17 protein-coding genes are annotated in these 22,699 nt (G+C 63.2%); 7 read left to right on the top strand and 10 right to left on the bottom strand.

Annotation, left to right across the window (positions count from 1 at the left end):
- The first annotated feature begins 108 nt into the window (after positions 1–108).
- Complete coding sequence (locus CKW13_RS10515) at positions 109–1,410, top strand: OprD family porin (protein ID WP_095108521.1); 1,302 nt, start codon at positions 109–111, stop codon at positions 1,408–1,410.
- 72 nt (positions 1,411–1,482) lie between these two features.
- Here the strand turns inward: CKW13_RS10515 and CKW13_RS10510 are convergent, their stop codons facing one another.
- The 3 genes from CKW13_RS10510 to CKW13_RS10500 all read right to left on the bottom strand — a co-directional run bounded on the left by CKW13_RS10510 (position 1,483) and on the right by CKW13_RS10500 (position 4,710).
- A complete protein-coding gene (locus CKW13_RS10510) occupies positions 1,483–2,700 on the bottom strand; it encodes a hypothetical protein (protein ID WP_095108520.1) in 1,218 nt (405 codons plus the stop codon).
- 135 nt (positions 2,701–2,835) lie between these two features.
- Positions 2,836–4,131, bottom strand: a complete 1,296-nt coding sequence (locus CKW13_RS10505) for a glycosyltransferase family 4 protein (RefSeq protein ID WP_095108519.1) — start codon at positions 4,129–4,131, stop codon at positions 2,836–2,838.
- 192 nt (positions 4,132–4,323) lie between these two features.
- Positions 4,324–4,710, bottom strand: coding sequence for a response regulator (locus CKW13_RS10500; RefSeq protein WP_095108610.1), 387 nt, complete (start codon positions 4,708–4,710; stop codon positions 4,324–4,326).
- Positions 4,711–4,969: 259 nt separating this feature from the next.
- Between CKW13_RS10500 and CKW13_RS10495 the strand changes: the two genes are divergently transcribed.
- The 5 genes from CKW13_RS10495 (at position 4,970) to CKW13_RS10475 (ending at position 11,510) form a co-directional block, all read left to right on the top strand.
- Positions 4,970–8,461 (top strand): response regulator, encoded by a 3,492-nt coding sequence (locus CKW13_RS10495; RefSeq protein ID WP_095108518.1) that lies wholly within the window; start codon positions 4,970–4,972, stop codon positions 8,459–8,461.
- Positions 8,462–9,277: a protein-glutamate O-methyltransferase CheR gene (locus tag CKW13_RS10490; protein WP_095108517.1), complete on the top strand. Its 816-nt coding sequence runs from the start codon at positions 8,462–8,464 to the stop codon at positions 9,275–9,277.
- The gene (locus tag CKW13_RS10485) at positions 9,274–9,879 is read left to right on the top strand and encodes a chemotaxis protein CheB (RefSeq protein WP_095108516.1); all 606 of its coding nucleotides are present in this window, start codon (positions 9,274–9,276) and stop codon (positions 9,877–9,879) included. The genes CKW13_RS10490 and CKW13_RS10485 overlap by 4 nt, the downstream gene beginning before the upstream one ends.
- Positions 9,873–11,054, top strand: a complete 1,182-nt coding sequence (locus tag CKW13_RS10480) for a hybrid sensor histidine kinase/response regulator (RefSeq protein WP_095108515.1) — start codon at positions 9,873–9,875, stop codon at positions 11,052–11,054. Before CKW13_RS10485 ends, CKW13_RS10480 begins: the two co-directional genes overlap by 7 nt.
- Positions 11,055–11,132: 78 nt before the next feature.
- Entirely contained in the window at positions 11,133–11,510 is a 378-nt protein-coding gene (locus CKW13_RS10475; RefSeq protein WP_095108514.1) for a response regulator, read from the top strand.
- A gap of 180 nt (positions 11,511–11,690) precedes the next feature.
- Here CKW13_RS10475 and CKW13_RS10470 read toward each other — a convergent pair whose 3' ends face one another.
- Complete coding sequence (locus CKW13_RS10470) at positions 11,691–12,746, bottom strand: lipopolysaccharide assembly protein LapB (RefSeq protein WP_095108609.1); 1,056 nt, start codon at positions 12,744–12,746, stop codon at positions 11,691–11,693.
- 79 nt (positions 12,747–12,825) lie between these two features.
- Positions 12,826–13,725, bottom strand: a complete 900-nt coding sequence (locus CKW13_RS10465; RefSeq protein WP_095108513.1) for a bestrophin family protein — start codon at positions 13,723–13,725, stop codon at positions 12,826–12,828.
- A gap of 214 nt (positions 13,726–13,939) precedes the next feature.
- On the opposite strand from CKW13_RS10465, the gene CKW13_RS10460 reads away from it, so the two are divergent.
- A complete protein-coding gene (locus tag CKW13_RS10460) occupies positions 13,940–14,887 on the top strand; it encodes a pirin family protein (protein WP_095108512.1) in 948 nt (315 codons plus the stop codon).
- 140 nt (positions 14,888–15,027) lie between these two features.
- Here CKW13_RS10460 and CKW13_RS10455 read toward each other — a convergent pair whose 3' ends face one another.
- From CKW13_RS10455 to CKW13_RS10435, 5 genes are all read right to left on the bottom strand, one after another.
- Positions 15,028–16,449: an efflux transporter outer membrane subunit gene (locus CKW13_RS10455; RefSeq protein WP_095108511.1), complete on the bottom strand. Its 1,422-nt coding sequence runs from the start codon at positions 16,447–16,449 to the stop codon at positions 15,028–15,030.
- Positions 16,446–19,625 (bottom strand): efflux RND transporter permease subunit, encoded by a 3,180-nt coding sequence (locus tag CKW13_RS10450; RefSeq protein WP_095108510.1) that lies wholly within the window; start codon positions 19,623–19,625, stop codon positions 16,446–16,448. Before CKW13_RS10450 ends, CKW13_RS10455 begins: the two co-directional genes overlap by 4 nt.
- A 15-nt stretch (positions 19,626–19,640) precedes the next feature.
- Positions 19,641–20,891, bottom strand: coding sequence for a multidrug efflux RND transporter periplasmic adaptor subunit MexE (mexE, locus tag CKW13_RS10445; RefSeq protein WP_095108509.1), 1,251 nt, complete (start codon positions 20,889–20,891; stop codon positions 19,641–19,643).
- Positions 20,892–21,212: 321 nt separating this feature from the next.
- Positions 21,213–21,965 carry an amidohydrolase gene (locus CKW13_RS10440; RefSeq protein WP_095108508.1) on the bottom strand — a complete coding sequence of 251 codons (753 nt, stop codon included), beginning with the start codon at positions 21,963–21,965 and terminating at the stop codon, positions 21,213–21,215.
- Positions 21,966–21,985: 20 nt separating this feature from the next.
- On the bottom strand, positions 21,986–22,342 hold the full coding sequence (locus CKW13_RS10435; protein ID WP_095108507.1) for a hypothetical protein: 357 nt from the start codon (positions 22,340–22,342) through the stop codon (positions 21,986–21,988).
- Positions 22,343–22,699: the final 357 nt, after the last annotated feature.

Raw genomic sequence — 22,699 nt, 5'->3', positions numbered from 1 at the left:
TCACCCCTTTGATTTGAACCTTCCTTCACGGCACTGCGCCGCGTTGGACGGACCGTTGTTTGCGCCGGGCCAGGCCTGGCGCAAGGCAATACCGCTGGAGCTTTTTGCATGCGTCCCCCTTTTTGCTTCACCCCCGCGCGCCAGACCCTGGGTTTCGGTGCGCTGCTGCTGTGCGCCGGTTTTACTGCCCAGGTGCGGGCCGTGGGCTTTTTCGATGACGCCAGCGCCAAGCTGGAATCGCGCACCGTCTACTTCAACCGGGACTTTCGCGACGGCCACACCGCCAGCGACCAGGGTGCATCCAAGCGTGAAGAGGCGGCCCAGGGTTTTATCCTCAACCTGCAATCGGGCTACACCCAAGGCACGGTCGGCTTTGGCGTGGATGCGTTGGGCATGCTCGGCCTCAAGCTCGACTCCAGCGCCGACAGCAGCAACAGCGGCCTGCTGCCCTCCAGTGGGCAGAACCCGCGCGGTTCCAAGGACCAATACGCGAAGCTGGGCCTGACCGCCAAGGCCCGGGTTTCTGAGACAGTGGTGAAATACGGTGCGCTGCTGCCCGACCTGCCACTGCTCAAGTACAACGACGGGCGCCTGCTGCCGACGATGTTCAATGGCGCGATGCTCAGCTCCCGCGAGGTCAAGGACCTCACCGTGATGGCTGCGCGCTTGGATCACTACACCGCCCGGGATTCCACCGACGCCCAGGACATCCGCGTGCACTGCAAGAACAAGCGCTACGCCTGCAACGTTACCGCCGAGCACTTTGACATGTACGGCCTGGACTACCGCTTCAACGAGCGCCTCAGCGGCCAGTACCACTACGCCGAACTGGAAGACATCTACCGCCAGCACTTCATCGGCCTGCTCGCTAACCAACCGTTGGGCGCCGGCAGCCTGAGCGCCGATGTGCGCTTGCTCAAAAGCGCCGACAGCGGCGCCGCCAACGCCGGGCGCATCGATAACCGCGCCCTCAGCACGATGCTGGGCTACGGCCTCAACGGCCATAAAGTCAGCGTCGGCTGGCAGCGCATGAACGGCGACAATTCAATGCCGTACCTCGATGGCAGCAACCCCAACCTGGTCAACTACGTGCAGGTCAACGATTTTGCCGCCGCCCAGGAGCGTTCCTGGCAACTGCGTTACGACTACGACTTCAAGGCCATCGGCCTCGCCGGCCTGAGCTTTTTGACCCGCTACGTCAGCGGCGACCATATCAAAGTCCCCGGCAGCGACCAGCCAGGCAAGGAATGGGAACGCGACAGCGAACTCAAGTACATCGTGCAAAGCGGCACGTTCAAGGACGTCAGCCTGCGCTTACGCAACGCCACTTACCGCAGTAACTACGAGAAGTTTGCCCGGGATATGGATGAAACCCGGGTGATCGTCAGCTACAACTTTTCGCTGTTGTAGGAAGGTTGCGGGCAGGCCTGGGGTTTTAATGCCAGGCCTGCCCGTGGCACTCGGCACCGGGCTGATGAACGTTCACGGGGTGATGGCAATCACGCCTTTTCTCACCCCGGTGTTATCCGTGGCCCCGCCCGCCACGTATTGGCCATTGGTGGACATGGCGTAGAGGCGGCATGCGTTACCCGCCAGCAGGTTATCGATGATCTGTGTGCCGGCCGAGGGGCTCCAGATGGCGCAGCGGTAGAACCCTGCGGCGTAGCTGTTGAAGGCGACTTTGATCGTGTCCTGGGCGATATCGGCCAGGTACACGTTGTTGTAGGTGGGCGGCGGGGGGATCACGGTGACAAAACTGCCCACCGGGTCCCAATAGGCGGCGGCCGGGTTGCCCGAGGTGTCCTGGTAGCTGACATAGACCTTGGCGGTCTCGTTGAGGGCGAACGCGGTGGTGCTGGTCACGCCGGGCACCAGGGCAAAGGTGCTGGGGGTGGCGGTGGCGTTGTTCCAAAACGTGGCTTTGGTGACATTGCCCGGGAAGTAGCAGGTGCCGGTGTACTGGAAGTTGTTATTGACCCCTACCGCCACGCAACGGCTGGCGCCGGCGGGCACCGGCAGCAGGGTGTGGGTGTAGCCACCGGCGCCGGCGACGGCCGCGTGGCCGCGCATCGCACCAGAGGCGTTGGGGCAGTTGAGGGCTACCACCGGTTTGCCGCTGCTGTAGACCTCCGAGAGGTCAACGGGCATGCAGCCATCGAAAATATTGGAGATCGCGAACGCGGTGCCACTGCCCGCCGGCCAACCCGCGGCCTTGGTGCCCAGGGCGCCGATGCTCACGCCAGCCACTTCGCCATTGCGGTTGATCGCGGTGGGGTTGCTACGCAAGCCGACCTCTGGCAGCAGCAAAGGCATCAGCCGCGTCGGGTTGGCTGCTGGGTTGCTGGCATTCCAGATCACCCCTTGCTTACCGCCCAGCAAACCGGGGCAAACGCCGACGATGGTGCGGTTGTTGGCTACCCGCAGAAAAGTGGTGTCGCATTGGGTGTTGGCGATCAACGGCTTGAGGAACACGGCCGGGTTGGGCAGCGTCGCCACCCACACCTGGCTGTTGGCGGCGGTGGAGAGCTGTGAGCCGACGATGTCGCCGTTTAAATTGACGCTCAACGCTTCGGTTTGCCCTGGGCCGGTGGGGCCGACGTCTTGCAGGCTGATGGCGTGGGCGGCGGACAGGGGCAAGACAACGCAGAGGCTGAAAAACAACGGGCGTGTTAAGTCGCGAGCCTTCCATTGGCTGTTCATGGTCATTCCTTGGGTTGAGCCCGGAGTGGGTGACCTGAACCTACGCGGTACTGGCCCGGGGCCGCAACTGTCAGAGTTGACAGCTTGTGCGCCCCGTGAAAATGAAGTAAAGCGCCCGTGAAAATCGCCTCTGGATCACTGGCCGGCGCGGTTCTTCGCCTCGATCCACTGCGCCATGTACTGGGTGCTTTTGTGGTGATGGTGGCGCAGCATGCTGCCGGTGAAGTTATCGCGCCGACGTTGCGCCAGGTCCTGGCGGCAGGCTTGCAAGCGTTCGATCAGGGCCGCGCCATGGGCCTGCTTGCTGTAGCGCGCCGCCAGCAGATCCCGCCCGCGCTGTTGCGCCTCGGTCCACAGGGCGCGGTCCTGGTACAACTGCACGGCGGCGGCGGCCAGGGTGCTGGCGCTGTCGGCAATGGCCCCGGGCCAGGGCAGGTCGCCGGCCATGGCTTCGGCGCCGATGGGGGTGGTGACGTTGGGCGTGCCGCAGAGCATGGCATCGACGATCTTGCCCTTGATCCCGGCGCCAAAACGCAGCGGCGCCAGGCAGATGCGTGCCGCGCTCATGACCTGCAAGGCGTCTTCGGCCCAGTTCATCACGTGAAAGCCCTGGGCCGGGTTGTGCAGGGCGGTGGCCTTGGGCGGGGTGTAGGCGCCGTAGATGTGCAACTGGGCGCCGGGTAGTTGCTGGCGGATCAATGGCCACAGACTGGTCTTCATCCACAGCACTGCGTCCCAGTTGGGCGCGTGGCGGAAGTTGCCGATGGTCAAAAAGTGCGCCCGCTCCTCGAACGGCACGAAGTGGTGGGGTGGGCTGTCGGGCATCAGCGGGCAGCAGTGCAGCAAGGTGCGCGGTAACTTGAACTGATTTACCAGCAACTCGATTTCCACCTCGGAAATCATCAGGTTCAGGTCGCAGCGGTACAGCGCGGCGATTTCCCGCTTGGCCAGGTCGGTATCGGCCATCAGGCGGAACTCGTCCTGCGGGGCCAGGGCGAACAACTGGCTGAAATCGTCACCGTCATCGCTGGCCTTGAGGCGCTCCTTGAGGCGCTGGTGGCGGGCGTGGCGCAGGCTTTGCAGGTCAGATGTCTCCAGCACGCGCAAGGCGTCGGGGCACTGCTGCTCGACGCGCCAGCCGAACTGCTCTTCCATCATGAATTGGTCAAACAGCACGATATCGGGGGCTAGTTCGCGGACAAAGTCGTCGAAACTGCTGTTATTGAGCTCGATCGGGCATTCGCGGATGCCCAGGGCGGTTAGGTCGGCCTTATGCTCTCCGGGCCCTGCGGGGCTGGCGAAGGTGACCGCCCAGCCTTGCTGCAAAAAAGCTTCGAGGATTTGCATGACATGGCCGCTGGCGGCCGAAGAACGCGGCTCGGGCCACACATAGCCAATGACCAGCACTTGGGTGGTGGCAGACGGGATCATCAGGGAATTCCTAGGAACGGGCAGGGCGCAGGACGCGAAAAGGTCGCAATTAAACCACACGAACTCTTTTTTGTAGCAGGCGCGCTTGCCCGCGCCGGGGTACATGGCGCCCCTTCAGCGGTACGGCGCCTCGCCGGTTTTTTACGGCCGCTGCGCAGCCGAGCGCGGGCGAGCCCGCTTGCTACATAAGCCTTACCGCGCGCACGGCGCCTGGGATCGGAGGGCGAGGATGGCACTGACTTTGTCGCGCAACTGGTCGATGGAGAAGGGTTTGGCAATCAGGTGCATGCCGTCGGGCACGGCCAGGTTTTCGGCGTAGCCGCTGGCGAACAGCACCTGCAATTGCGGGCGAAACCCTCGGGCCTGGGTGGCCAGTTCCTTGCCGTCGATGTCCGGCAGGCCGACGTCGGTCATCAGCAGGTCAATGGTCTGGCCCCGGTCCTGCACCAGCTCGAGCGCCGCTTGGCCGTTTTTCGCTTCCAGCACCTTGAATGCCAGTTCTTCCAAGACATCAACAATCAGCATGCGCACGATTTGATCGTCTTCGACGACGAGGATGGTGGAGGCAGTGGTGGACATGGTCGGGCTCTCGATAAAGGAAAAAGGTGTGCCGGCGCTGCGATGGATCGGCTTCTTGCTTAAGTAAGCCGCCAATTGTCACAAGTTCCTGAAGTTGTACAAAAAAATCCGACCGTACAGGCAGGCTCAGAATAACCGCTGCGCGTGATTTCTGGCAGTGACGCATAGGAAAATGCGCCTAACATTGTCAGAAAAATAGCTGCTTTGCCCGTGCATGGGGCAAACTCCCTGGTTTTTAACCCTTCACCAAGGCCTGCACATGACCCTTTCGCCGTCGGTCGATGAACAGAGTTTTCGCAAACTCCTGAGCCGCAACGTCAGCCTGCCCCTGGGCGTTGGCGTGCTGAGCGCGGTGTTTTTCGTCTCCCTGATTACCTATTTGTTGTCGGTGATCCAGTGGGTGGAGCACACCGACCGGGTCATCAACAACGCCAATGAGACGGTGAAGCTGATGATCGATCAGGAAACCGGCATGCGCGGCTTCCTGATTACCGGCGACGAGCACTTCCTTGACCCCTATGAAGTGGCGCGGCCGCGGATCATGGCCGACCTTAAGGGTTTGCAGGAACTGGTGGCCGACAACCCGCCCCAGGTTGACCGCCTCACGCGCCTGGCAGCCTTGCAGGCCGAGTGGGACAACTTCGCCCAAGAGATGATTAACCTGCGCCGTGCCAATGGTGATTACCGCGGCGCGGTGCAGGCCGGGCGTGGCAAGCGTCTGACCGATGAGGTGCGCAGTGAGTTCGACACTTTCGTGGCCATGGAGCAGCAGTTGCGCGTCAACCGCAACGAAGACGTGCGCCACACCACGATTCTGACCATCAGCCTGTATTTGCTGTTCGTGTTGGGCATCAGCGGGTTGCTGGCGTTTATCGGCCGCCGCGATTTGGTCAATCTTTCAACCAGTTACAGCGCAAACCTGGCGTCCCAACAAAAGAGTGCGCGACGCCTGGAACAGCAGGCCTGGCTGCGCAATGGCCAGACCGAATTGGCCGAGCAGGTGCTGGGGCAACTGACGCTCAATATTCTGGGGCGCAATATTTTGCAGTTCTGCGCCCAGTACCTGGGCAGCGCCGTGGCGGCCATGTACGTACGCGAAGAGCACGGCGGCCTGCGCCGGGTGGCGTCCTATGGCTTCTCCCGCGAGCAGGAAGCGCACGGTGAGACGGTGTTCGTCGGTGAAGGCGTGCTCGGCCAAGCCGTGGCCCAGGACCGTTTGATCCGCCTCGATGACGTACCCGAGGACTACTTCAAGGTCAGTTCCGGCCTGGGCGAAGGCACCCCGCGCAGTGTGCTGGTGGTGCCCCTGAGCAACGACGAGCAGATCAACGGCGCGCTGGAGCTGGGCTTCTTGCGCCCGCTCACCGACCGCGATGTGGAGCTGCTGGAGCTGATCGCCGACAACATCGGCACCTCCATCGAAGCTGCCCGTTACCGCCAGCGCTTGCAGGAGGTGCTGGCCGAGACCCAGCAGCTCAACGAAGAGCTACAAGTGCAGCAGGAAGAACTCAAGACCGCCAACGAAGAGTTGGAAGAACAATCACGCATCCTCAAGGAATCCCAGGCTCACCTGGAAACCCAGCAAGTGGAGCTGGAGCAAACCAACGAACAATTGGCCGAGCAGGCCCTGGCCCTGGCGGAGCAGCGCGATGCCATGGACGTGAAAAACGGCGAGTTGAGCCTGGTCCAAGTGCAGCTCGAAGAGCGCGCCCTGGAGTTGCAGCGTTCAAGCAAGTACAAGTCCGAGTTCCTGGCCAACATGTCCCACGAACTGCGCACGCCCCTCAACAGTTCGCTGATCCTGGCCAAGCTGCTGGCGGAGAACCCCCAGGAAAACCTCAGCGCCGAGCAGGTCAAGTTTGCCGAGTCGATTTACTCGGCGGGCAACGATTTGCTCAACCTTATCAACGACATCCTCGACATCTCCAAGGTCGAGGCCGGCAAGCTGGACGTGCGCCCGGAAAACACCCACGTGGCGCGCCTGGTGGATGGCCTGCGCGGCATGTTCGAGCCACTGGCCGGTGACAAGGGCTTGGAGTTTGAGATCAATCTGGCCGCCAGTGCCCCGACACTGCTGTTCACTGATCGTCAGCGCCTGGAGCAGATCCTCAAGAACCTGCTGTCCAACGCGGTCAAGTTCACCGAACGCGGCGCGGTCAGCCTCACGGTCACGGCCCAGGACGACGGCGCCATTGCCTTTGCCGTGTGCGATTCGGGCATTGGCATTGCCGCCGACCAGCAAGAAAGCATTTTCGAGGCGTTCCGCCAGGCCGACGGCACCACCAACCGCCGTTACGGCGGCACCGGCCTGGGCTTGTCCATCTCCCGCGACCTGGCGGCCATGCTGGGCGGCTCCATTGCGGTCACCAGCGAGCCGGGCAAGGGCAGCATTTTCACCCTGGTGCTGCCGTTGCAGTACATCGAGCAGGGCGAGCAGCCCAGCGAGCCGACGAAAATCAGCAGCGCCGCGGTAATGCCGGCGACGGTGCGGGTCTCGCCGCTGCCGGTGGTACACGATGTGGAAATCGCCCGGTTCGCCGACGATCGCGACAAAGCGCCGTTCGCCACCCGCTGCATCCTGGTGGTGGAGGATGAGCCGAACTTTGCGCGCATCCTCTTCGATCTTGCACATGAGCTGGGTTACCACTGCCTGGTCGCCCACGGCGCGGACGAGGGTTACAACCTGGCCGAGCAGTTCATCCCCGACGCGATCCTGTTGGACATGCGCCTGCCCGATCACTCCGGGCTGACGGTGCTGCAACGCCTCAAGGAGCACGCCCAGACCCGCCACATCCCGGTACACGTGATCTCCGTGGAAGACCGGGTCGAGGCCGCCATGCACATGGGCGCCATCGGCTACGCGGTCAAACCCACCACCCGCGAAGAGCTCAAGGACGTGTTCGCGCGCCTGGAGGCCAAGCTGACGCAGAAGGTCAAGCGCGTGCTGCTGGTGGAGGACGACGACCTGCAACGCGATAGCATTGCCCGCCTGATCGGCGACGATGACATCGAGATCACTGCCGTTGGCCTGGCCCAAGAAGCCCTGGACCTGCTGCGCAGCAACGTCTACGACTGCATGATTATCGACCTCAAGCTGCCGGATATGCTGGGTAATGACCTGCTCAAGCGCATGTCCACCGAGGACATCCGCTCGTTCCCGCCGGTGATCGTCTACACCGGGCGTAACCTGACCCGCGATGAAGAGAGCGAACTGCGCAAGTATTCGCGCTCGATCATCATCAAGGGCGCGCGCTCGCCCGAGCGTTTGCTCGATGAAGTGACGTTATTTCTGCACAAAGTCGAATCGCGGTTGTCCCATGAACGGCAAACGATGCTCAAGACCGCCCGCAGCCGCGACAAGGTCTTCGAGGGGCGCAAAGTGCTGTTGGTGGACGACGATGTACGCAATATCTTCGCCCTCACCAGCGCCCTGGAGCACAAAGGGGCAATTGTCGTGATCGGCCGTAACGGCCGTGAGGCGATTGAAAAACTGGAGGAAGTGGAAGACATCGACCTGGTGTTGATGGACGTGATGATGCCGGAGATGGACGGTTTTGAAGCCACCATCGAGATCCGCAAGGACCCGCGCTGGCGCAAGCTGCCGATCATCGCGGTCACGGCCAAGGCCATGAAGGACGATCAAGAGCGCTGCCTGCAGGCCGGCGCCAACGATTACCTGGCCAAGCCCATCGACCTGGATCGCCTGTTCTCGCTGATTCGCGTGTGGTTACCGAAGATGGAACGTATCTAAGTGGAGCGAAATACCGAAATTGAACTGCGGTTGCTGATTGAAGCGATCTACCTCAAGTACAGCTATGACTTTCGCGATTACTCCGGCGCATCCATCAAGCGCCGGGTCAACCACGCCTTGAAGCAGTTCGAGTGCAAGACCATCTCCGCATTGCAGGAGCGGGTGCTGCACGACCCGGCGATGTTCATGCAGTTGCTGCAACTGCTGACGATCCCGGTCAGCGAGATGTTCCGCGACCCGGCGCACTTTCTGGCGATCCGCCAGGAAGTGGTGCCGCTGCTCAAAACCTACCCCTCGATCAAGATTTGGATCGCCGGGTGCAGCACCGGGGAGGAGGTGTACTCCATGGCCATCCTGCTGCGTGAGGAAGGCTTGCTCGAACGCACCATCATCTATGCCACCGACATCAACCCGCACTCGCTGGAGAAGGCCAAGCAGGGGATCTTTTCCCTGGAGAACGTTCGCGCCTACACCCATAACTACCAGCAGGCGGGTGGGGAACGTTCGTTCGCCGACTACTACACCGCGGCCTATGATTACGCGATTTTCGACAAGAGCCTGATGGAGAACGTGACCTTCGCCGACCACAGCCTGGCGACCGACAGCGTATTCTCAGAAACTCAGTTAATTTCTTGCCGCAATGTGTTGATTTACTTCAATAAAAAACTTCAGGATCGCGCCTTTGGGCTGTTCCACGAATCCCTCTGCCACCGTGGTTTTTTGGTGCTGGGCAGCAAGGAAACCCTGGAATTTTCGGCCTACGGCAAGCGTTTCGAGCCTTTGGTCAAACAACAACGGATCTACCGCAAACTATGAAGGACGACGTCGTCAAGGGCAGTGCCCTGCCTCGGATCGAGGCTATCGTGATCGGTGCTTCGGCCGGTGGGGTCGAGGCCTTATTGAGCGTTTTCAGCGAGTTGCAGGCGGGTTTTAAACTGCCGATCATCATCGTGCTGCATTTGCCCGACCAGGCGCGCAGCCAATTGGTGGACGTCTTCGCCCGGCGCCTGCCGATCCCGGTGCGTGAGGCCGACGACAAGGCGCCCATCGAGGCGGGCACGCTGTACGTGGCCACGCCCGGCTATCACCTGTCGGTGGAGCAGGACCACAGCCTGTCGTTGAGCCTGGAGGCGCGCGAGCATTACGCGCGGCCCAGCATCGACTTCCTCTTTGAGTCCGCCGCCGACGCCTACGGCCCGGGCCTGGCCGCCGTGTTGTTGACCGGCGCCAACCACGACGGCGCCCGGGGCCTGGCGCGAGTCAAGCAATACGGGGGCCTGACCGTGGTGCAAGACCCCCTAGAGGCACAAGTTGCCACCATGCCCGCGGCGGCGCTGGCGCTGCACCAACCGGATTATGTCCTCCCGCTGCGCGGCATCAGCCGTCTGCTGGCCGAACTGGAACACATCGCATGCTGAGCCCGATCCAAGCCAAATTGTTGATCGTCGACGATCTGCCGGAGAACCTGCTGGCCCTCGACGCCCTGATAAAGCGCGAGGACCGCACGGTGTACAAGGCGCTGTCGGCGGACGAGGCCCTGTCGCTGCTGTTGCAGCACGAATTTGCCCTGGCCATCCTCGACGTGCAGATGCCGGGCATGAACGGCTTCGAGCTGGCCGAGCTGATGCGCGGCACGGAAAAAACCAAGAACATCCCCATCGTGTTCGTCAGCGCCGCCGGGCGTGAGCTCAACTACGCCTTCAAGGGCTATGAAAGCGGCGCCGTGGACTTTTTGCACAAGCCCCTGGATATCCACGCGGTGAAGAGCAAGGTCAACGTGTTCGTCGACCTGTACCGCCAGAGCAAGGCCATGAAGCAGCAGGTCGAAGCCCTGGAGCAGAGCCGTCGCGAGCAACAGGCCCTGCTGGAGCGCTTGCAGGCCACCCAGAACGAACTGGAGCAAGCGGTGCGCATGCGCGATGACTTCATGTCCATCGTCGCCCATGAGGTACGCACGCCGTTGAACGGGCTGATCCTGGAAACCCAGTTGCGCAAGATGCACCTGGCCCGGGGCAATGCGGCGGCGTTCAGCCTGGACAAGATGCACGCCATGGTCGACCGCGATGAACGGCAGATCAAAAGCCTGATCCGCCTGATCGAAGACATGCTCGACGTGTCGCGCATCCGCACCGGCAAATTGTCCATCCGCCCCAGCCGCTTCGACCTGGCGCAATTGGTGCGCAACCTGCTGCAAGGCTTTGCCGCGCAGATCGAGGCCGCCGAATGCTCGGTCAGCCTTGACGCGCCGGAGCCGGTGGAGGGCGACTGGGACGAGTTCCGCATCGAACAAGTGGTGTCCAACCTGCTGACCAATGCCTTGCGCTATGGCGGTAAAAGCCTGATCCAAGTGCGCGTATACTGCGCCGGCCGCGAGGCGCGGGTGGAAGTGCAGGACAACGGCATCGGCATCAGCGAAGAGAACCAGCGGCGCATCTTCGCCCAGTTCGAGCGGGTTTCGGACAAGACGGTGGTGGCGGGCCTGGGGTTGGGGCTGTTCATTTCCGAGCAGATTGTCGCGGCCCATGGCGGCACCATCGACGTGGAGAGCCGGATCCACGAAGGTGCTTTATTTCGCGTGAGCCTGCCGCTGTGAAAAACAGCGCCGGGCGACGCAACCTCTGCGTGACCGGGTGGTCGTATCCGGCAGCAATTGACCGAACAAAGGCGTCCCATGAGTGAAGATGCGCAAGACGTTGTACTGATCGTCGAAGATGACCCCTCGATCCTGATGGTGCTGGCGGCTTACCTGTCCGGGGAAGGCTACCGGGTGCTTCAGGCGGAAAACGGCGAACAGGCGTTCCAGATCCTCGCCACCAAGCCGCACCTGGACATGATGATTACCGACTTCCGCCTGCCGGGCGGCATTTCCGGGGTGCAGATCGCGGAACCGGCGGTCAAGCTGCGCCCGGAACTGAAAGTGATCTTCATCAGCGGCTACCCTCAGGAAATCCGCGAATCCGGCAGCTCCATCGCCCTCAAGGCGCCGATCCTGGCCAAGCCCTTTGACCTCGATGTGCTGCAGGAAATCATGCAGGACATGCTCGCCTGAGTGCACGCCCACCCTGTATGTGGGGGCTTGCCCGCGATAGCGGCATGATTGCGGGTAGACCGGTGTCGGCTGTGCCAGCCTCATCGTGGGCAAGGCCCGCTCCCACAGTTGAACGCTGGTGTGGGTGGGATTTTGATTTTTCCTCTGTGGGAGCGCGCCTGCTTGCGATGGCGGCCCCTTTTACAACCCCTGCTGCAACGCCGGGTCATCGGGGTTTTGCTGCTCCAGCAAGGCCAGTAGCACCTGAACGTTCTGCAACTGCCCCGATTCTTTCCAGTAATTGATAAGCAGCACCCGCGCCTTGCGGTTGGCGGGTTGGCGCTGGACGATCTCTTGCAACTGCTTTTGCGCCGCTTGCAACTCGCCCTCGTCGTGCAGGGTGGTGGCCAGGTCATAGCGGTAATGGGGGTTGTCCGGTTCCAGCTCCACCGCCCGGGACAGGCCGAGCAAGGCGTATTCGCCCTGGCCGTGTTGCAGCAGCCACATGCCCAGGGCGTGTTGCAGGTAGGCCGAGTCGGAATGGGCTTGCAGTTGCCGCGCCAGTAACTGGCGGGCGGCGTCGCCCTGGCCTTGTTTGTCGAGCACTTCCACTTGCAGCACCACGGCGCGCAAGTTATCCGGCTCCAGGCGCAAGGCCCGTTCCAGGGCCTGTTGCGCGGCCTTGAGGTCGGCGTTGTGCAGGTACAGGCGCGCCAGTAGGTATTGGCTGTCGACGTCGTCGGGCCGGGCCTTGAGTACGGCTTGGTACTGCTCCAGCACCTGCTGCAAGGGGCCGAAGTACAACCCCAGGTCATCCGGCGACAACCCCAGCAAGGCGCTGGCGGCGGCAAACCGCACGCTTTGCTCGGGGTCGTCCAACAGCGGCCCGAGCAACAGGCTGCGTGGCCCCCCGGGCACCAAGGCTACGACGCTCTGGATCGCCGCTTGGCGCACCTTTGGGGAGGGGTGGTGCAAGTCTTTGTCCGCCAGTTTCAAGGCCTGGGGGCTGGGGTAGTTGGGCAGTTCGGCATGCAGGCGCACGCGGCGGCTGTCGGGCAGGTCGCTGCGGGCAAATTGCTGGTACAGCACCCGCGCCGCGCCGGGTTGGCCATTGCGCGCCTGCGCCAGGGCCTTGTTGAAACCGTGCTTGACCGCCGGGGCCACGTCGGGGGCGGTATCGCGCAACAGCAGCCAGGCAACGCCCGCGGCCACTACCAGCGATAGGCAGATCAACAGGTGACGGCGGGGCTTGAACATGCAGGTATCCGGGCGCGGGCGGGTTTTGCGCAGGGGGCCAAGCTTCGGCCAGAGCGCGCCGCGAGTCAAACCCCGGTGTTCAAGTGAGGACGAAGTCTTTGGGTTCCAGGGCTGGTGGCAGGTCGGTGTGGCCCAGTGCGGCGAGGATTTCCCGTTCCAGGGTGCGCACGATGGCATCGCACGGCAGGTCGTTTTCGTCGAAGCCGAAGGGGTCTTCGAGGTCGTCGCCGATTTCGTCCAGGCCAAAAAAGGTGTAGCTGACCACGGCGGTGAAGATCGGCGCCATCCAGCCCAGAGGCTCGGCCATGGCAAATGGCAGCAGGATGCAGAACAGGTAGATGGTGCGGTGCAGCAGCAGGGTGTAGGGGAAGGGCAGCGGCGTGCTCTTGATCCGCTCGCAACCGGCCTGCACGCCGCTGAGGCTGACCAGGCGCGATTCGAGCTGGGTGTAGCGCCAGTCGCTGATAAGGCCTTGCTCGGCCAGGCGCGAGCAGCGTGCGCCGATGCGTTGCAGCAGGCTGTCGGTGAGGTTGGGGTGGGCGTTGTCCACCGCCGGTTGCACCCAGGGCGCGATGGCCGCGTGCTCGGCCTCGCCGCGCAGCCGCGCAATCAGGCCATGGGCGAAGCCGCACAGTTCACGCAGCAGCGCTTCGCGCACCTGCGGGTCGGCGATCACCTGGCTTTCGCGGATCAGCGAACGCACTTCGATAATCAACTGCCCCAATTGCTTGCGGCCCTCCCACCAGCGGTCGTAGCAGGCGTTGTTGCGAAAACTCATGAAGATCGACAGCGACAGCCCCAGCAGGGTGAAGGGCGTGGCGCTGACCTTGGCGAAATAGGCCGGGTGCAGGGTTTCGATCAACACGATCACCGACGCCAGCAACGTCACCAGCAGGCTACGCAAGGCGATACGCCGGGCAATCGAGCCCTTGAGGGAGAACAGGATGCTGACCAGGTTGGGCTTGGGGCGAACGATCATCGGTGCAGGATTTACCCAGTGGGAGGCTTTCGTGGCCCCGCCAGAGTAGGATCGCCCCTAGGGCTTGTCCAATCGCTTTGGCTGACGGCTTGATCGATATGATCTATTAATGGCTTCGCCTTAATCAATGCTGCTGTCGTGGCAACCCGGCGCGGGCAAGCCCGCTTTCTACCTACAGGCAGCGGTCCATGGCGCATTCACAGAAGGATTTCCCATGAGCAACCAAGACCCCAAACCTTCCCTGTCCCTTTCCTCTGACTGCCCCAGCGAGGACGGCGAGCGGCAGATCCAGCGCATCACCGCCCGCACCGCCGAGGTGGGTGGCGGTATCCCGGTCAGTCGCCTGATGCCTTCGCGCCAGCGGCGCAAGATCGGCGCCTGGTGTTTTCTCGACCATGCTGGCCCGGCGCTGTTCGAGCCCCTGGGCGGCTTGCGGGTGGGGCCCCATCCGCACATTGGCTTGCAGACGTTCACCTGGATGATCGAAGGCCAAGTGCTGCACCGCGACAGCCTGGGCAACGAGCAAGTGGTGCGCCCTGGCCAGGTCAACCTGATGACCGCCGGGCGCGGCATCGTCCACACCGAAGAGTCCCTGCCCGAAGAACGGCGCCTGCACGCCGCGCAGTTGTGGATCGCCTTGCCCGCCAGCCACGCCGACTGCGCGCCAGCGTTCGATCATTACCCGGATTTGCCCCAGTGGGATGAAGGTGGCCTGCACATCACCTTGCTGGCCGGGCACTTCGCCGGGCGCCAGGCACCGAGCAAGGTCTATACGCCGCTGGTGGGCCTGGACCTGCTGGCCGAAGGCGCGGCCCAGGCGCGCTTGGCCCTGGACCCTACCTTCGAGTACGGCATCCTGCCCCTGGACGGGGCGCTTCAGGTTAACGGCCAGATGTTCGCCAATAATGAACTGGCCTACCTGGGGCGGGGCCTGGACGAGGTGCAACTGCACACCCGCGACGGCGCCCGCGCCCTGCTGCTGGGCGGCGCGCCGTTCGAGGAGGAGATCTACATGTTCTGGAACTTCGTCAGCCACAGCAAGGTGGACATCGTCCTGGCCCTGGAGGCCTGGAACCAGGGTGACCTGCAACGCTTTGGCGAGGTAGAAGGCTTCGACGGCCCACGGCTGACGGCCCCGGACCTGCCGTGGCAGAAGGTTTGAGCACAGGCCGCGAGCAATCCCCTGCGGGCGCTGGATGGCTCGCGATGGCGGTTTGAGACGCAAAAAAAAGCCCCGCGATCGAATGATTCGCGGGGCAAAGGTTTGGTTGGTTGCGGCCAACCAAAGGAGCAACTCGGGGGTTAATTACGGGCCAGGGTCTCGGGTTGCCAGCCGCCGCCCAGGGCTTTGTAGATGGCGACGATGCCGCGATACAGGTCCACCTCGGCCAGGGCTTGGGCGTCTTCGGCGGCCAGGCGTTCGCGCTGGGCGTCGAGCAGCACGAGGAAGTCCTCGGTGCCTTCGCGGTAGCGGATTTGGGCCAGGTCAGCGGCGGCGCGGCTCGATTCGCTTTGGCGGATCAGCGAGATCAGCCGTTGCTGGCGCTTGCCGTAGTCGCTGAAGGCGTTTTCCGATTCTTCCAGGGCCAGCAACACCTGCTGTTCATAGCTGGCCAGGGCGCCCTCGGCTTCGGCATCGGCGCCGCGCAAACGGGCGCGCACGCTGCCCAGGTCGAACGCCGCCCAGGTGATGCTCGGGCCCAGCGCCCAGGCGTTGGCCGCCGAGGAGCCGATTTGCGAGCCGCGCCCGGCGGTAAAGCCCAGGAAGCCGCTGAGGCTGACCCGTGGGAACAAATCGGCCTTGGCCACGCCTATGCGGGCGGTGGCGGCGGCCAGTTTGCGTTCGGCGCTGGCGATGTCGGGCCGGCGTTGCAGCAGTTCACCCGGGTCGCCAATGGGCAAGGCCTTGGCGATGGCGGGTAGGGTCGCCGGGCTCAGGTCCACGCTCAGTTTGTCCGGGCGTTCGCCCAGCAGGGTGGCGATGCGGTTGCGCTGACGCGCCTGCTCGGCCTGCAATTGCGGCACGCTGGCTTCCACCGAGGCCAGGCGCGCATCGGCACGGACCACGTCAAGCTGATCGCCGACGCCGGCATCGCGCAGGCTTTCGGTGATCTTGCGCGAGTCCTGCTGGTTCTTCAGGTTGGCCAGGGCGATGCCCTCGCGCAGTTGGGCGCCGCGCAGTTGGCCGTAGGCGTCCACCAGTTCGGCAATCAGGGTCACTTGCAACTGGTAAAGGTCGGCTTCGGCCACTTGCTGCTCGGCGTCGCTGGCTTCCAATTGGCGCTGGATGCGGCCGAACAGGTCCAGTTCCCAAGCCATGTCCAGGCCCAGGTCGTAGCGTTCGCTGTTAACGCGGCGCTCGGTTTGCCCCGGCACCTGGCCTTTGCCCAGGTCGCTGCTGGCGCGGCTGGTGATGGTGGGCATGGCGTCATTGCTGACGTCATCGCGGATCGCCCGCGCCGCCCGCAGGCGGGCAAACGCCACGCGCAACTGGCGGTTGCCTTGCAGCGACTGGCTGACCAATTGGTTCAACGTCGGGTCGTCGAACTGCTGCCACCAGATGCCCTCGAACCGCGCACGGTCGAAGTTCTTCTGGCCGGCCGCGCCGTCGGTGGCGGCCGTGATGTGGGCCGCTTCGGTGGCCGGTGTCGAGTAGTCCGGGCCCACGGCGCACGCGCTCAGGGCCAGGGCCAACAGGCTGGGCAGGAAGGCTTTGGGGCTCATGGGCGTGCCTCCAGTATCAGGGCCTTGGCCGCTTTGCGTGCTTCGCTGCGCTCCACGAAATTACGGATCAGTACGTAGAACACCGGGGTCAGCAGCAGGCCGAAGAAGGTCACCCCGAGCATCCCGGAGAACACGGCTACACCCATGGCGTGGCGCATTTCCGCCCCCGCGCCGCTGGAGAAGACCAGGGGCACCACGCCCATGATGAAGGCGAACGAGGTCATCAGGATCGGCCGCAGCCGCAGGCGGCAGGCTTCGAGCACCGCGCTCAAGGCGTCCATGCCTTCCTCTTGCTTGTCCTTGGCGAACTCGACGATCAGGATCGCGTTCTTACACGCCAGGCCCACCAGTACGATCAGGCCGATCTGGGTGAAGATGTTGTTGTCACCGCCCCAGGCAATGACCCCGGCGATGGCCGACAACAGGGTCATGGGCACGATCAGGATCACCGCCAGCGGCAGGCTCCAGCTCTCGTACTGGGCCGCGAGCACGAGGAACGCCAGCAGCACGCAGAGCGGGAAGACGAACAGCGCCGTGTTGCCCGAGAGGATCTGCTGGTAAGTCAGCTCGGTCCATTCGTAGGTCATGCCGTTGGGCAGTTCTTCCTTGAGCAGTTTTTCGATGGCCGCCTCGGCCTGGCCGGAGCTGTAGCCGGGGGCTGCCGCGCCGTTGATTTCGGCGGTGACAAAGCCGTTGTAGTGCATCACGCGGTCCGGCCCTGCGGTGTCGCTGACCTTGATGAAGGTCGCCAGCGGGATCATCTCGCCTTTGTTGTTGCGCACTTTCAACTGGCCGATCTGCTCAGGTTCGAGGCGGAACTGCTGCTCGGCCTGGACGTTGACCTGGTAGGTGCGGCCAAAACGGTTGAAGTCGTTGGCGTACAGCGAGCCGAGGTAAACCTGCAGGGTGTCGAAGATGTCGGTGATGGCCACGCCGTGGGTCTTGGCCTTGTCGCGGTCGATGGCGGCATCGACCTGGGGCACGTTGACCTGGTAGCTGGTGAACAACCCGGCCAACTCCGGCACGTTGTGGCTCTTGGCGATGACGTTCTGCACTTCTTTGTACAGTTCCTCATAACCCAGGCCCGCGCGGTCTTCGACTTGCAGGCGGAACCCGCCGATGGTGCCCAGGCCCTGTACCGGCGGCGGTGGGAAGATCGCCATGTAGGCTTCCTGGATGTCCGCGTACTGGGCATTCAGGGCGCCGGCAATGGCACCGGCCGACATGCTCGGGTCCTTGCGCTCATCGAATGGCTTCAAGATGACGAAGACGATGCCGTTGTTCGGGCTGTTGGTGAAACCGTTGATCGACAGGCCGGGGAAGGCCACCGAGCTTTCCACGCCAGGCTGCTTGAGGGCCAGCTCGGACATGCGCTTGATGACGTCTTCGGTGCGGTCCAGGCTCGCGGCATCCGGCAGTTGGGCGAAGGCCACCAGGTATTGCTTGTCCTGGGGCGGCACGAAACCGGTGGGGGTGCTGGAGAAACCGAAGAAGGTCAGCACCATCAGCCCGGCGTACAGCACCAGGGCAATGCCGCTGCTGCGGATGACTCGGGTCACGGTGCCGACATAGCCATGGCTGGCGCGGTCGAAGAAACGGTTGAACGGGCGGAACAACCAGCCGCCGAACAAACGGTCCAGAACCTTGGAGAAACGGTCTTTGGGCGCGTCATGGGGTTTGAGCAACACCGCCGCCAGGGCCGGGGACAGGGTCAGGGAGTTGAAGGCCGAGATCACCGTCGAAATGGCGATGGTCAAGGCGAACTGTTTATAGAACTGCCCGGTCAGGCCACTGATGAAGGCCGCTGGAATGAACACCGCACACAGCACCAGCGCCGTGGCGATGATCGGCCCGGTCACTTCGCGCATCGCCCGCTTGGTGGCGTCTACCGGGCTGAGCCCCAGGCCGATGTTACGTTCGACGTTCTCCACCACCACGATGGCGTCATCGACCACGATGCCGATGGCCAGCACCAGGCCGAACAGCGACAGGGCGTTGAGGGAGAAGCCGAACATGTGCATCACGGCAAAGGTACCGATCAACGACACTGGCACGGCGGCCAGGGGGATGATCGAGGCGCGCCAGGTTTGCAGGAACAAAATGACGACCAGCACCACCAGAATCAGGGCCTCGAACAGGGTGTGCACCACTGCTTCGATGGAGCCGCGCACGAAGATCGTCGGGTCATAGACGATGCTGAAGTCCATGCCTTCGGGGAAATCTTTTTTGAGTTCGGCCATTTTTGCCCGAACGTCGTTGGAGATCTCGATGGCGTTGGAGCCCGGGCGCTGGAAGATCGGGATCGCCACCGCCGGTTGGTTGTTGAGCAGCGAGCGCAGGGCGTATTGGCTGGAGCCCAGTTCGATGCGGGCGATGTCTTTGAGGCGAGTGATTTCACCGTCGTCGCCGGCGCGAATGATGATGTTCTCGAACTCTTCCTCGGTGACCAGGCGCCCCTGGGTGTTGACCGACAGTTGGAAACTGCTGGCGCTCGGCGCGGGTGGCGCGCCCAGGGCGCCGGCGGCAACCTGGCGGTTCTGCTCGCGGATGGCGTTGACCACGTCGGTGGCGGTGAGGTTGCGCGAGGCGGTTTTGTTCGGATCGAGCCACACCCGCAGGGAGTAGTCGCCCATGCCGAACAACTGCACGTCACCGATACCATCGAGGCGCGCCAACTCGTCCTTGATGTTGAGCAAGGCGTAGTTGGACAGGTAGAGCATGTCGTAGCGTTTATCCGGCGAGGTCAAGTGCACGACCATGGTCAGGTCGGGTGAGGCCTTGTCCACCGTGATCCCGATGCGCGTCACCTCTTCGGGTAGCTTGGGCTGGGTGCGGGTCACGCGGTTTTGCACCTGCACCTGGGCGTTGTCCAGGTCGGTGCCCAGGGCGAAGGTGATGGTCAGGGTGATCTTGCCGTCAGCGGTGGACTGGGAGGACATGTACAGCATGTTCTCCACCCCGGTGATCGCCTGTTCCAGAGGCGCGGCCACGGTTTCGCCGATGACCTTGGGGTTGGCGCCGGGGAAGTTGGCGCGCACTACCACGGTGGGCGGCACGACTTCCGGGTATTCGCTGATGGGCAGTTGGAACAGCGAGATTGCACCGGCGATCAGGATCAGCAGCGATAGCACTGCGGCAAAGATCGGCCGGGAAATAAAGAACTGGGAAAAATTCATCGCAAGTGTCGTCCCTTAACCGCGTGGCGTGGCAGCGGCCAGTTTTACCGCCGAGCCTGGCGCAGCCTTGGCAGGGGTGACCTGCGGCAGGTTGCTGGCTTCAAGCGCTTGTCGTTGTTGTGCCAGAGCGGCGAGGGTGGCCTGGTCGGCCATGGGAATGACCTCGGGCGCCACCGGCGCACCGGGGCGTACCCGTTGCAGGCCCTTGACGATGATGGTGTCGTCCTTGCTCAGGCCGCTGCGCACGATGCGCAGGCCTTCGATCTTGGGCCCCAGTTCCACGGCGCGGTAAGTGGACTTGTCGCCGTCCATCACCAGCACGAACTTCTTGCCCAGGTCAGTACCCACGGCTTCGTCGCTGATGAGCACCGCCGAATAGGTGCCGCTGCCCACCAGTTTCAGGCGCGCATACAGGCCTGGGGTGTAGCTGCTGTCACGGTTGTCGAACACCGCGCGGCCACGGATGGTGCCGGTTTTGGGGTTGACCTGGTTGTCGACGAAGTTCATCTGGCCCAGGTGCGGGTGGCCGTCTTCGTTGGACAGGCCCAGGTACACCGGGGTGGTCTGGCCGCGTTGGCCCTGGCGCGCCAGCTCGGTGTACTTGAGGTACACGCGCTCGTCGGCGTCGAAGTAGGCGTAGACCTTGTCGGTGGACACCACGCTGGTCAGGGCCGTGGTGTCGGCGCTGACCAGGTTGCCGGCGGTAATCTGGGCACGGCTGACGCGGCCACTGATGGGCGAGGTGACGCGGGTGAAACTCAGGTTGAGCTTGGCCAGGTCCAGTTCGGCCTGGATGGCTGCCACACCGGCCCGGGCTTCCTGGGCGGCGCTGGTGCGCGAGTCGGCCAGTTCAGCGGAAATCGCGTTGTTGGTGCGCAGGCGCTCGCCGCGCTGGGCTTCGTTTTCGCTGCGGTTGGCGCTGGCGCGGGCCTGTTGCAGCTGGGCTTCGAGGCGCCGCACCTGGGCCTGGAATGGCCGGGGGTCGATCTGGAACAACACGTCGCCCTTTTTCACCAGGGCGCCTTCGGTGAACGCCACCTGGTCGATCTGGCCCGACACGCGCGGGCGGATCTCTACGGTTTCTGGGGCTTCGAGGCGGCCGGTGAACTCGTCCCACTCGTTGACCGGTTGTTCCAGCACCTTGGCCACGCTGACTTTGGTGGCAGGCATATTGGCGGCCGTCTCCGGGGCCTTGCCGCATGCGCTCATCACCAGCACCGCCAACGCGGCGAGGGGATAGCGCAAATGTTTGAGTGACTGTTCCATGGATGCATCCGCCAATGTAGTGAGATGGGCGGATGATGCGTGGCGCGGGTGCAAGTCACGAATCGAATGAGGCGAAGGTAACTATCATCCGCAATGATATAAGCCGCGCCATAGCCCTCTGGGACGGGGGGTTCGTTAGGCGGCTATCAATATCGTTGATGGTTGGGGGCCTGCCTCTGTGGCAGCAACAGTCTTACCCCGACTATTCGTCATCGCCACTGCGTGCCGCCATCGCGAGCAGGCTCGCACACAGAGGAAAAACGAACATCCCATCCGCACCACCGTTCAACTGTGCGAGCCGGCTCGCGATAGTTTTCTCAGTCAGCCCAAGCGGTAAAAACGCCGCGCATTGTCCCACAGCGCCATGCGGGCGCCGTCTTCGCCCAGGGCGTCGGCCAGCAGGGCAATGTCCCCGGCTTCAAAGGCGCGTGGCGCGCGGGTGGAGGGCAGGTCGCTGCCGAACATCAAGGCATGGGGGTTGGCGCGGTGGATGTGTTGCAGCACCGGTGCCACGGCGAAATCCACCCGGCCAAAGCCGCAGGCCTTGATGCGCACACCTTGCTCGGCCAGGCGCAGCACACTGGGCAAGCCCGCGTGGCTCAGGCCCAGGTGGTCGATACTCACGGCCGGTAGGCGCAGCAGGCGCGTTTCCAGGTCGGGCAGCTCCCGCGCATCGACATACAGCTCCACATGCCAGCCCAGGTTGGCATGCACCCGCAAGGCCATGGCCTCCAATTGCTCCAGTGGCGCCGAACCGCCGCGTTTGAGGTTAAAGCGCAAGGCGCGCACGCCTGCGGCATCGAGCGCCAGCAGTTGCGCATCGCTGACGTCCTCGGGCAACTGGGTGACGCCGACAAACCCGGGCCCCAGGCGTTGCAGGGCGGCGAGCAGGTAGCGTTGGTCGAAGCCCTGGAAGGAGCCGGACACCACGGCACCGCCCACCATCCCGAGGGGCCCGGCCTGTGCTCGGTAGTCGTCCACCGTGAAGGCGTCAGGCAAAAAGCCCTGGTTGGCGATCAGTGGGTAGTTGGGGTCGATAATGTGGCAATGAGCATCGAAAATCGGCGAAGCCATGGCAATCTCCGCATTCGGGTTTACGCCAGTTGGCTAATGTAGGTCCCTGTGCCCTTGAGGATGTTTTGCAAAGTCAGTTCCACTTCTGCCAAGTCGCCGGCGGCGGTGCTGTGGTGAATTTCCAGATGATCGTCGCCATTGAGGGCGTCGTTGTCGCCTGCGGCGATTTCGATCAGCAGGTGAGTGGGGCTGAGGGTGACCTTGACGCCTTCAAGGGTTGAAGGTTCGCCGTCTAGGGTGATTTCCAGTTCGTCTTCGTCGGGGTAGCGGGTCATCAGGAACATGTCGCCCTGGTTGCTGTGGCAGCACAGCATGGCCATGTTGTCTTCTTCGTCGTCGCACGGGTTGGCGATCAGGTGGGCGGTGGTCATTTGCATAGAGGGATTCCTGGCTCCAAGAGCGGCGTGTGAGCGGGCAGGGTGCGATTCTGCCAGCCTCGGGGAATTTCTGCTGGCTTGTGTTGGCGGGACGCTTTATGGGCGGCAGGCTGGGTGTCGGTCATTTCATGCGCTTGCTGGGTGCGATTCATTCGTTAAAACCAGTGTTTTCCTACGTGACTGCTAGGGTTGTTCCAGGGGCTGCCCGGCGAGCAGCGTGCCTGTGACCGAATATGTCGCAGCACCGCAAGCAGGCGCGTTGCCGCACTCGTTAAGCTGCGCAACGGATGGACACCTGTAAAGGCATTGGCGGCACGCCGCCAGTCGCTTTTGCAGATGCCCATCTGCCGTGAAGGG

This window comes from Pseudomonas sp. Irchel 3E20 (genome assembly GCF_900187645.1).
Classification (GTDB): domain Bacteria; phylum Pseudomonadota; class Gammaproteobacteria; order Pseudomonadales; family Pseudomonadaceae; genus Aquipseudomonas.
This window is presented reverse-complemented; position numbering and strand designations above follow the sequence as displayed.

What these genes read in the sequence shown, in the direction of transcription:
- CKW13_RS10510 (WP_095108520.1), bottom strand. Translation starts at nt 2,700, where the DNA reads ATGAACAGCCAATGGAAGGCTCGCGACTTAACACGCCCGTTGTTTTTC.
- CKW13_RS10435 (WP_095108507.1), bottom strand. Translation starts at nt 22,342, where the DNA reads ATGCAAATGACCACCGCCCACCTGATCGCCAACCCGTGCGACGACGAA.
- CKW13_RS10495 (WP_095108518.1), top strand. Translation starts at nt 4,970, where the DNA reads ATGACCCTTTCGCCGTCGGTCGATGAACAGAGTTTTCGCAAACTCCTG.
- CKW13_RS10500 (WP_095108610.1), bottom strand. Translation starts at nt 4,710, where the DNA reads ATGTCCACCACTGCCTCCACCATCCTCGTCGTCGAAGACGATCAAATC.
- CKW13_RS10515 (WP_095108521.1), top strand. Translation starts at nt 109, where the DNA reads ATGCGTCCCCCTTTTTGCTTCACCCCCGCGCGCCAGACCCTGGGTTTC.
- CKW13_RS10440 (WP_095108508.1), bottom strand. Translation starts at nt 21,965, where the DNA reads ATGGCTTCGCCGATTTTCGATGCTCATTGCCACATTATCGACCCCAAC.
- CKW13_RS10505 (WP_095108519.1), bottom strand. Translation starts at nt 4,131, where the DNA reads ATGATCCCGTCTGCCACCACCCAAGTGCTGGTCATTGGCTATGTGTGG.
- CKW13_RS10485 (WP_095108516.1), top strand. Translation starts at nt 9,274, where the DNA reads ATGAAGGACGACGTCGTCAAGGGCAGTGCCCTGCCTCGGATCGAGGCT.
- CKW13_RS10460 (WP_095108512.1), top strand. Translation starts at nt 13,940, where the DNA reads ATGAGCAACCAAGACCCCAAACCTTCCCTGTCCCTTTCCTCTGACTGC.
- CKW13_RS10470 (WP_095108609.1), bottom strand. Translation starts at nt 12,746, where the DNA reads ATGTTCAAGCCCCGCCGTCACCTGTTGATCTGCCTATCGCTGGTAGTG.
- CKW13_RS10475 (WP_095108514.1), top strand. Translation starts at nt 11,133, where the DNA reads ATGAGTGAAGATGCGCAAGACGTTGTACTGATCGTCGAAGATGACCCC.
- CKW13_RS10455 (WP_095108511.1), bottom strand. Translation starts at nt 16,449, where the DNA reads ATGAGCCCCAAAGCCTTCCTGCCCAGCCTGTTGGCCCTGGCCCTGAGC.
- mexE (WP_095108509.1), bottom strand. Translation starts at nt 20,891, where the DNA reads ATGGAACAGTCACTCAAACATTTGCGCTATCCCCTCGCCGCGTTGGCG.
- CKW13_RS10450 (WP_095108510.1), bottom strand. Translation starts at nt 19,625, where the DNA reads ATGAATTTTTCCCAGTTCTTTATTTCCCGGCCGATCTTTGCCGCAGTG.
- CKW13_RS10480 (WP_095108515.1), top strand. Translation starts at nt 9,873, where the DNA reads ATGCTGAGCCCGATCCAAGCCAAATTGTTGATCGTCGACGATCTGCCG.
- CKW13_RS10465 (WP_095108513.1), bottom strand. Translation starts at nt 13,725, where the DNA reads ATGATCGTTCGCCCCAAGCCCAACCTGGTCAGCATCCTGTTCTCCCTC.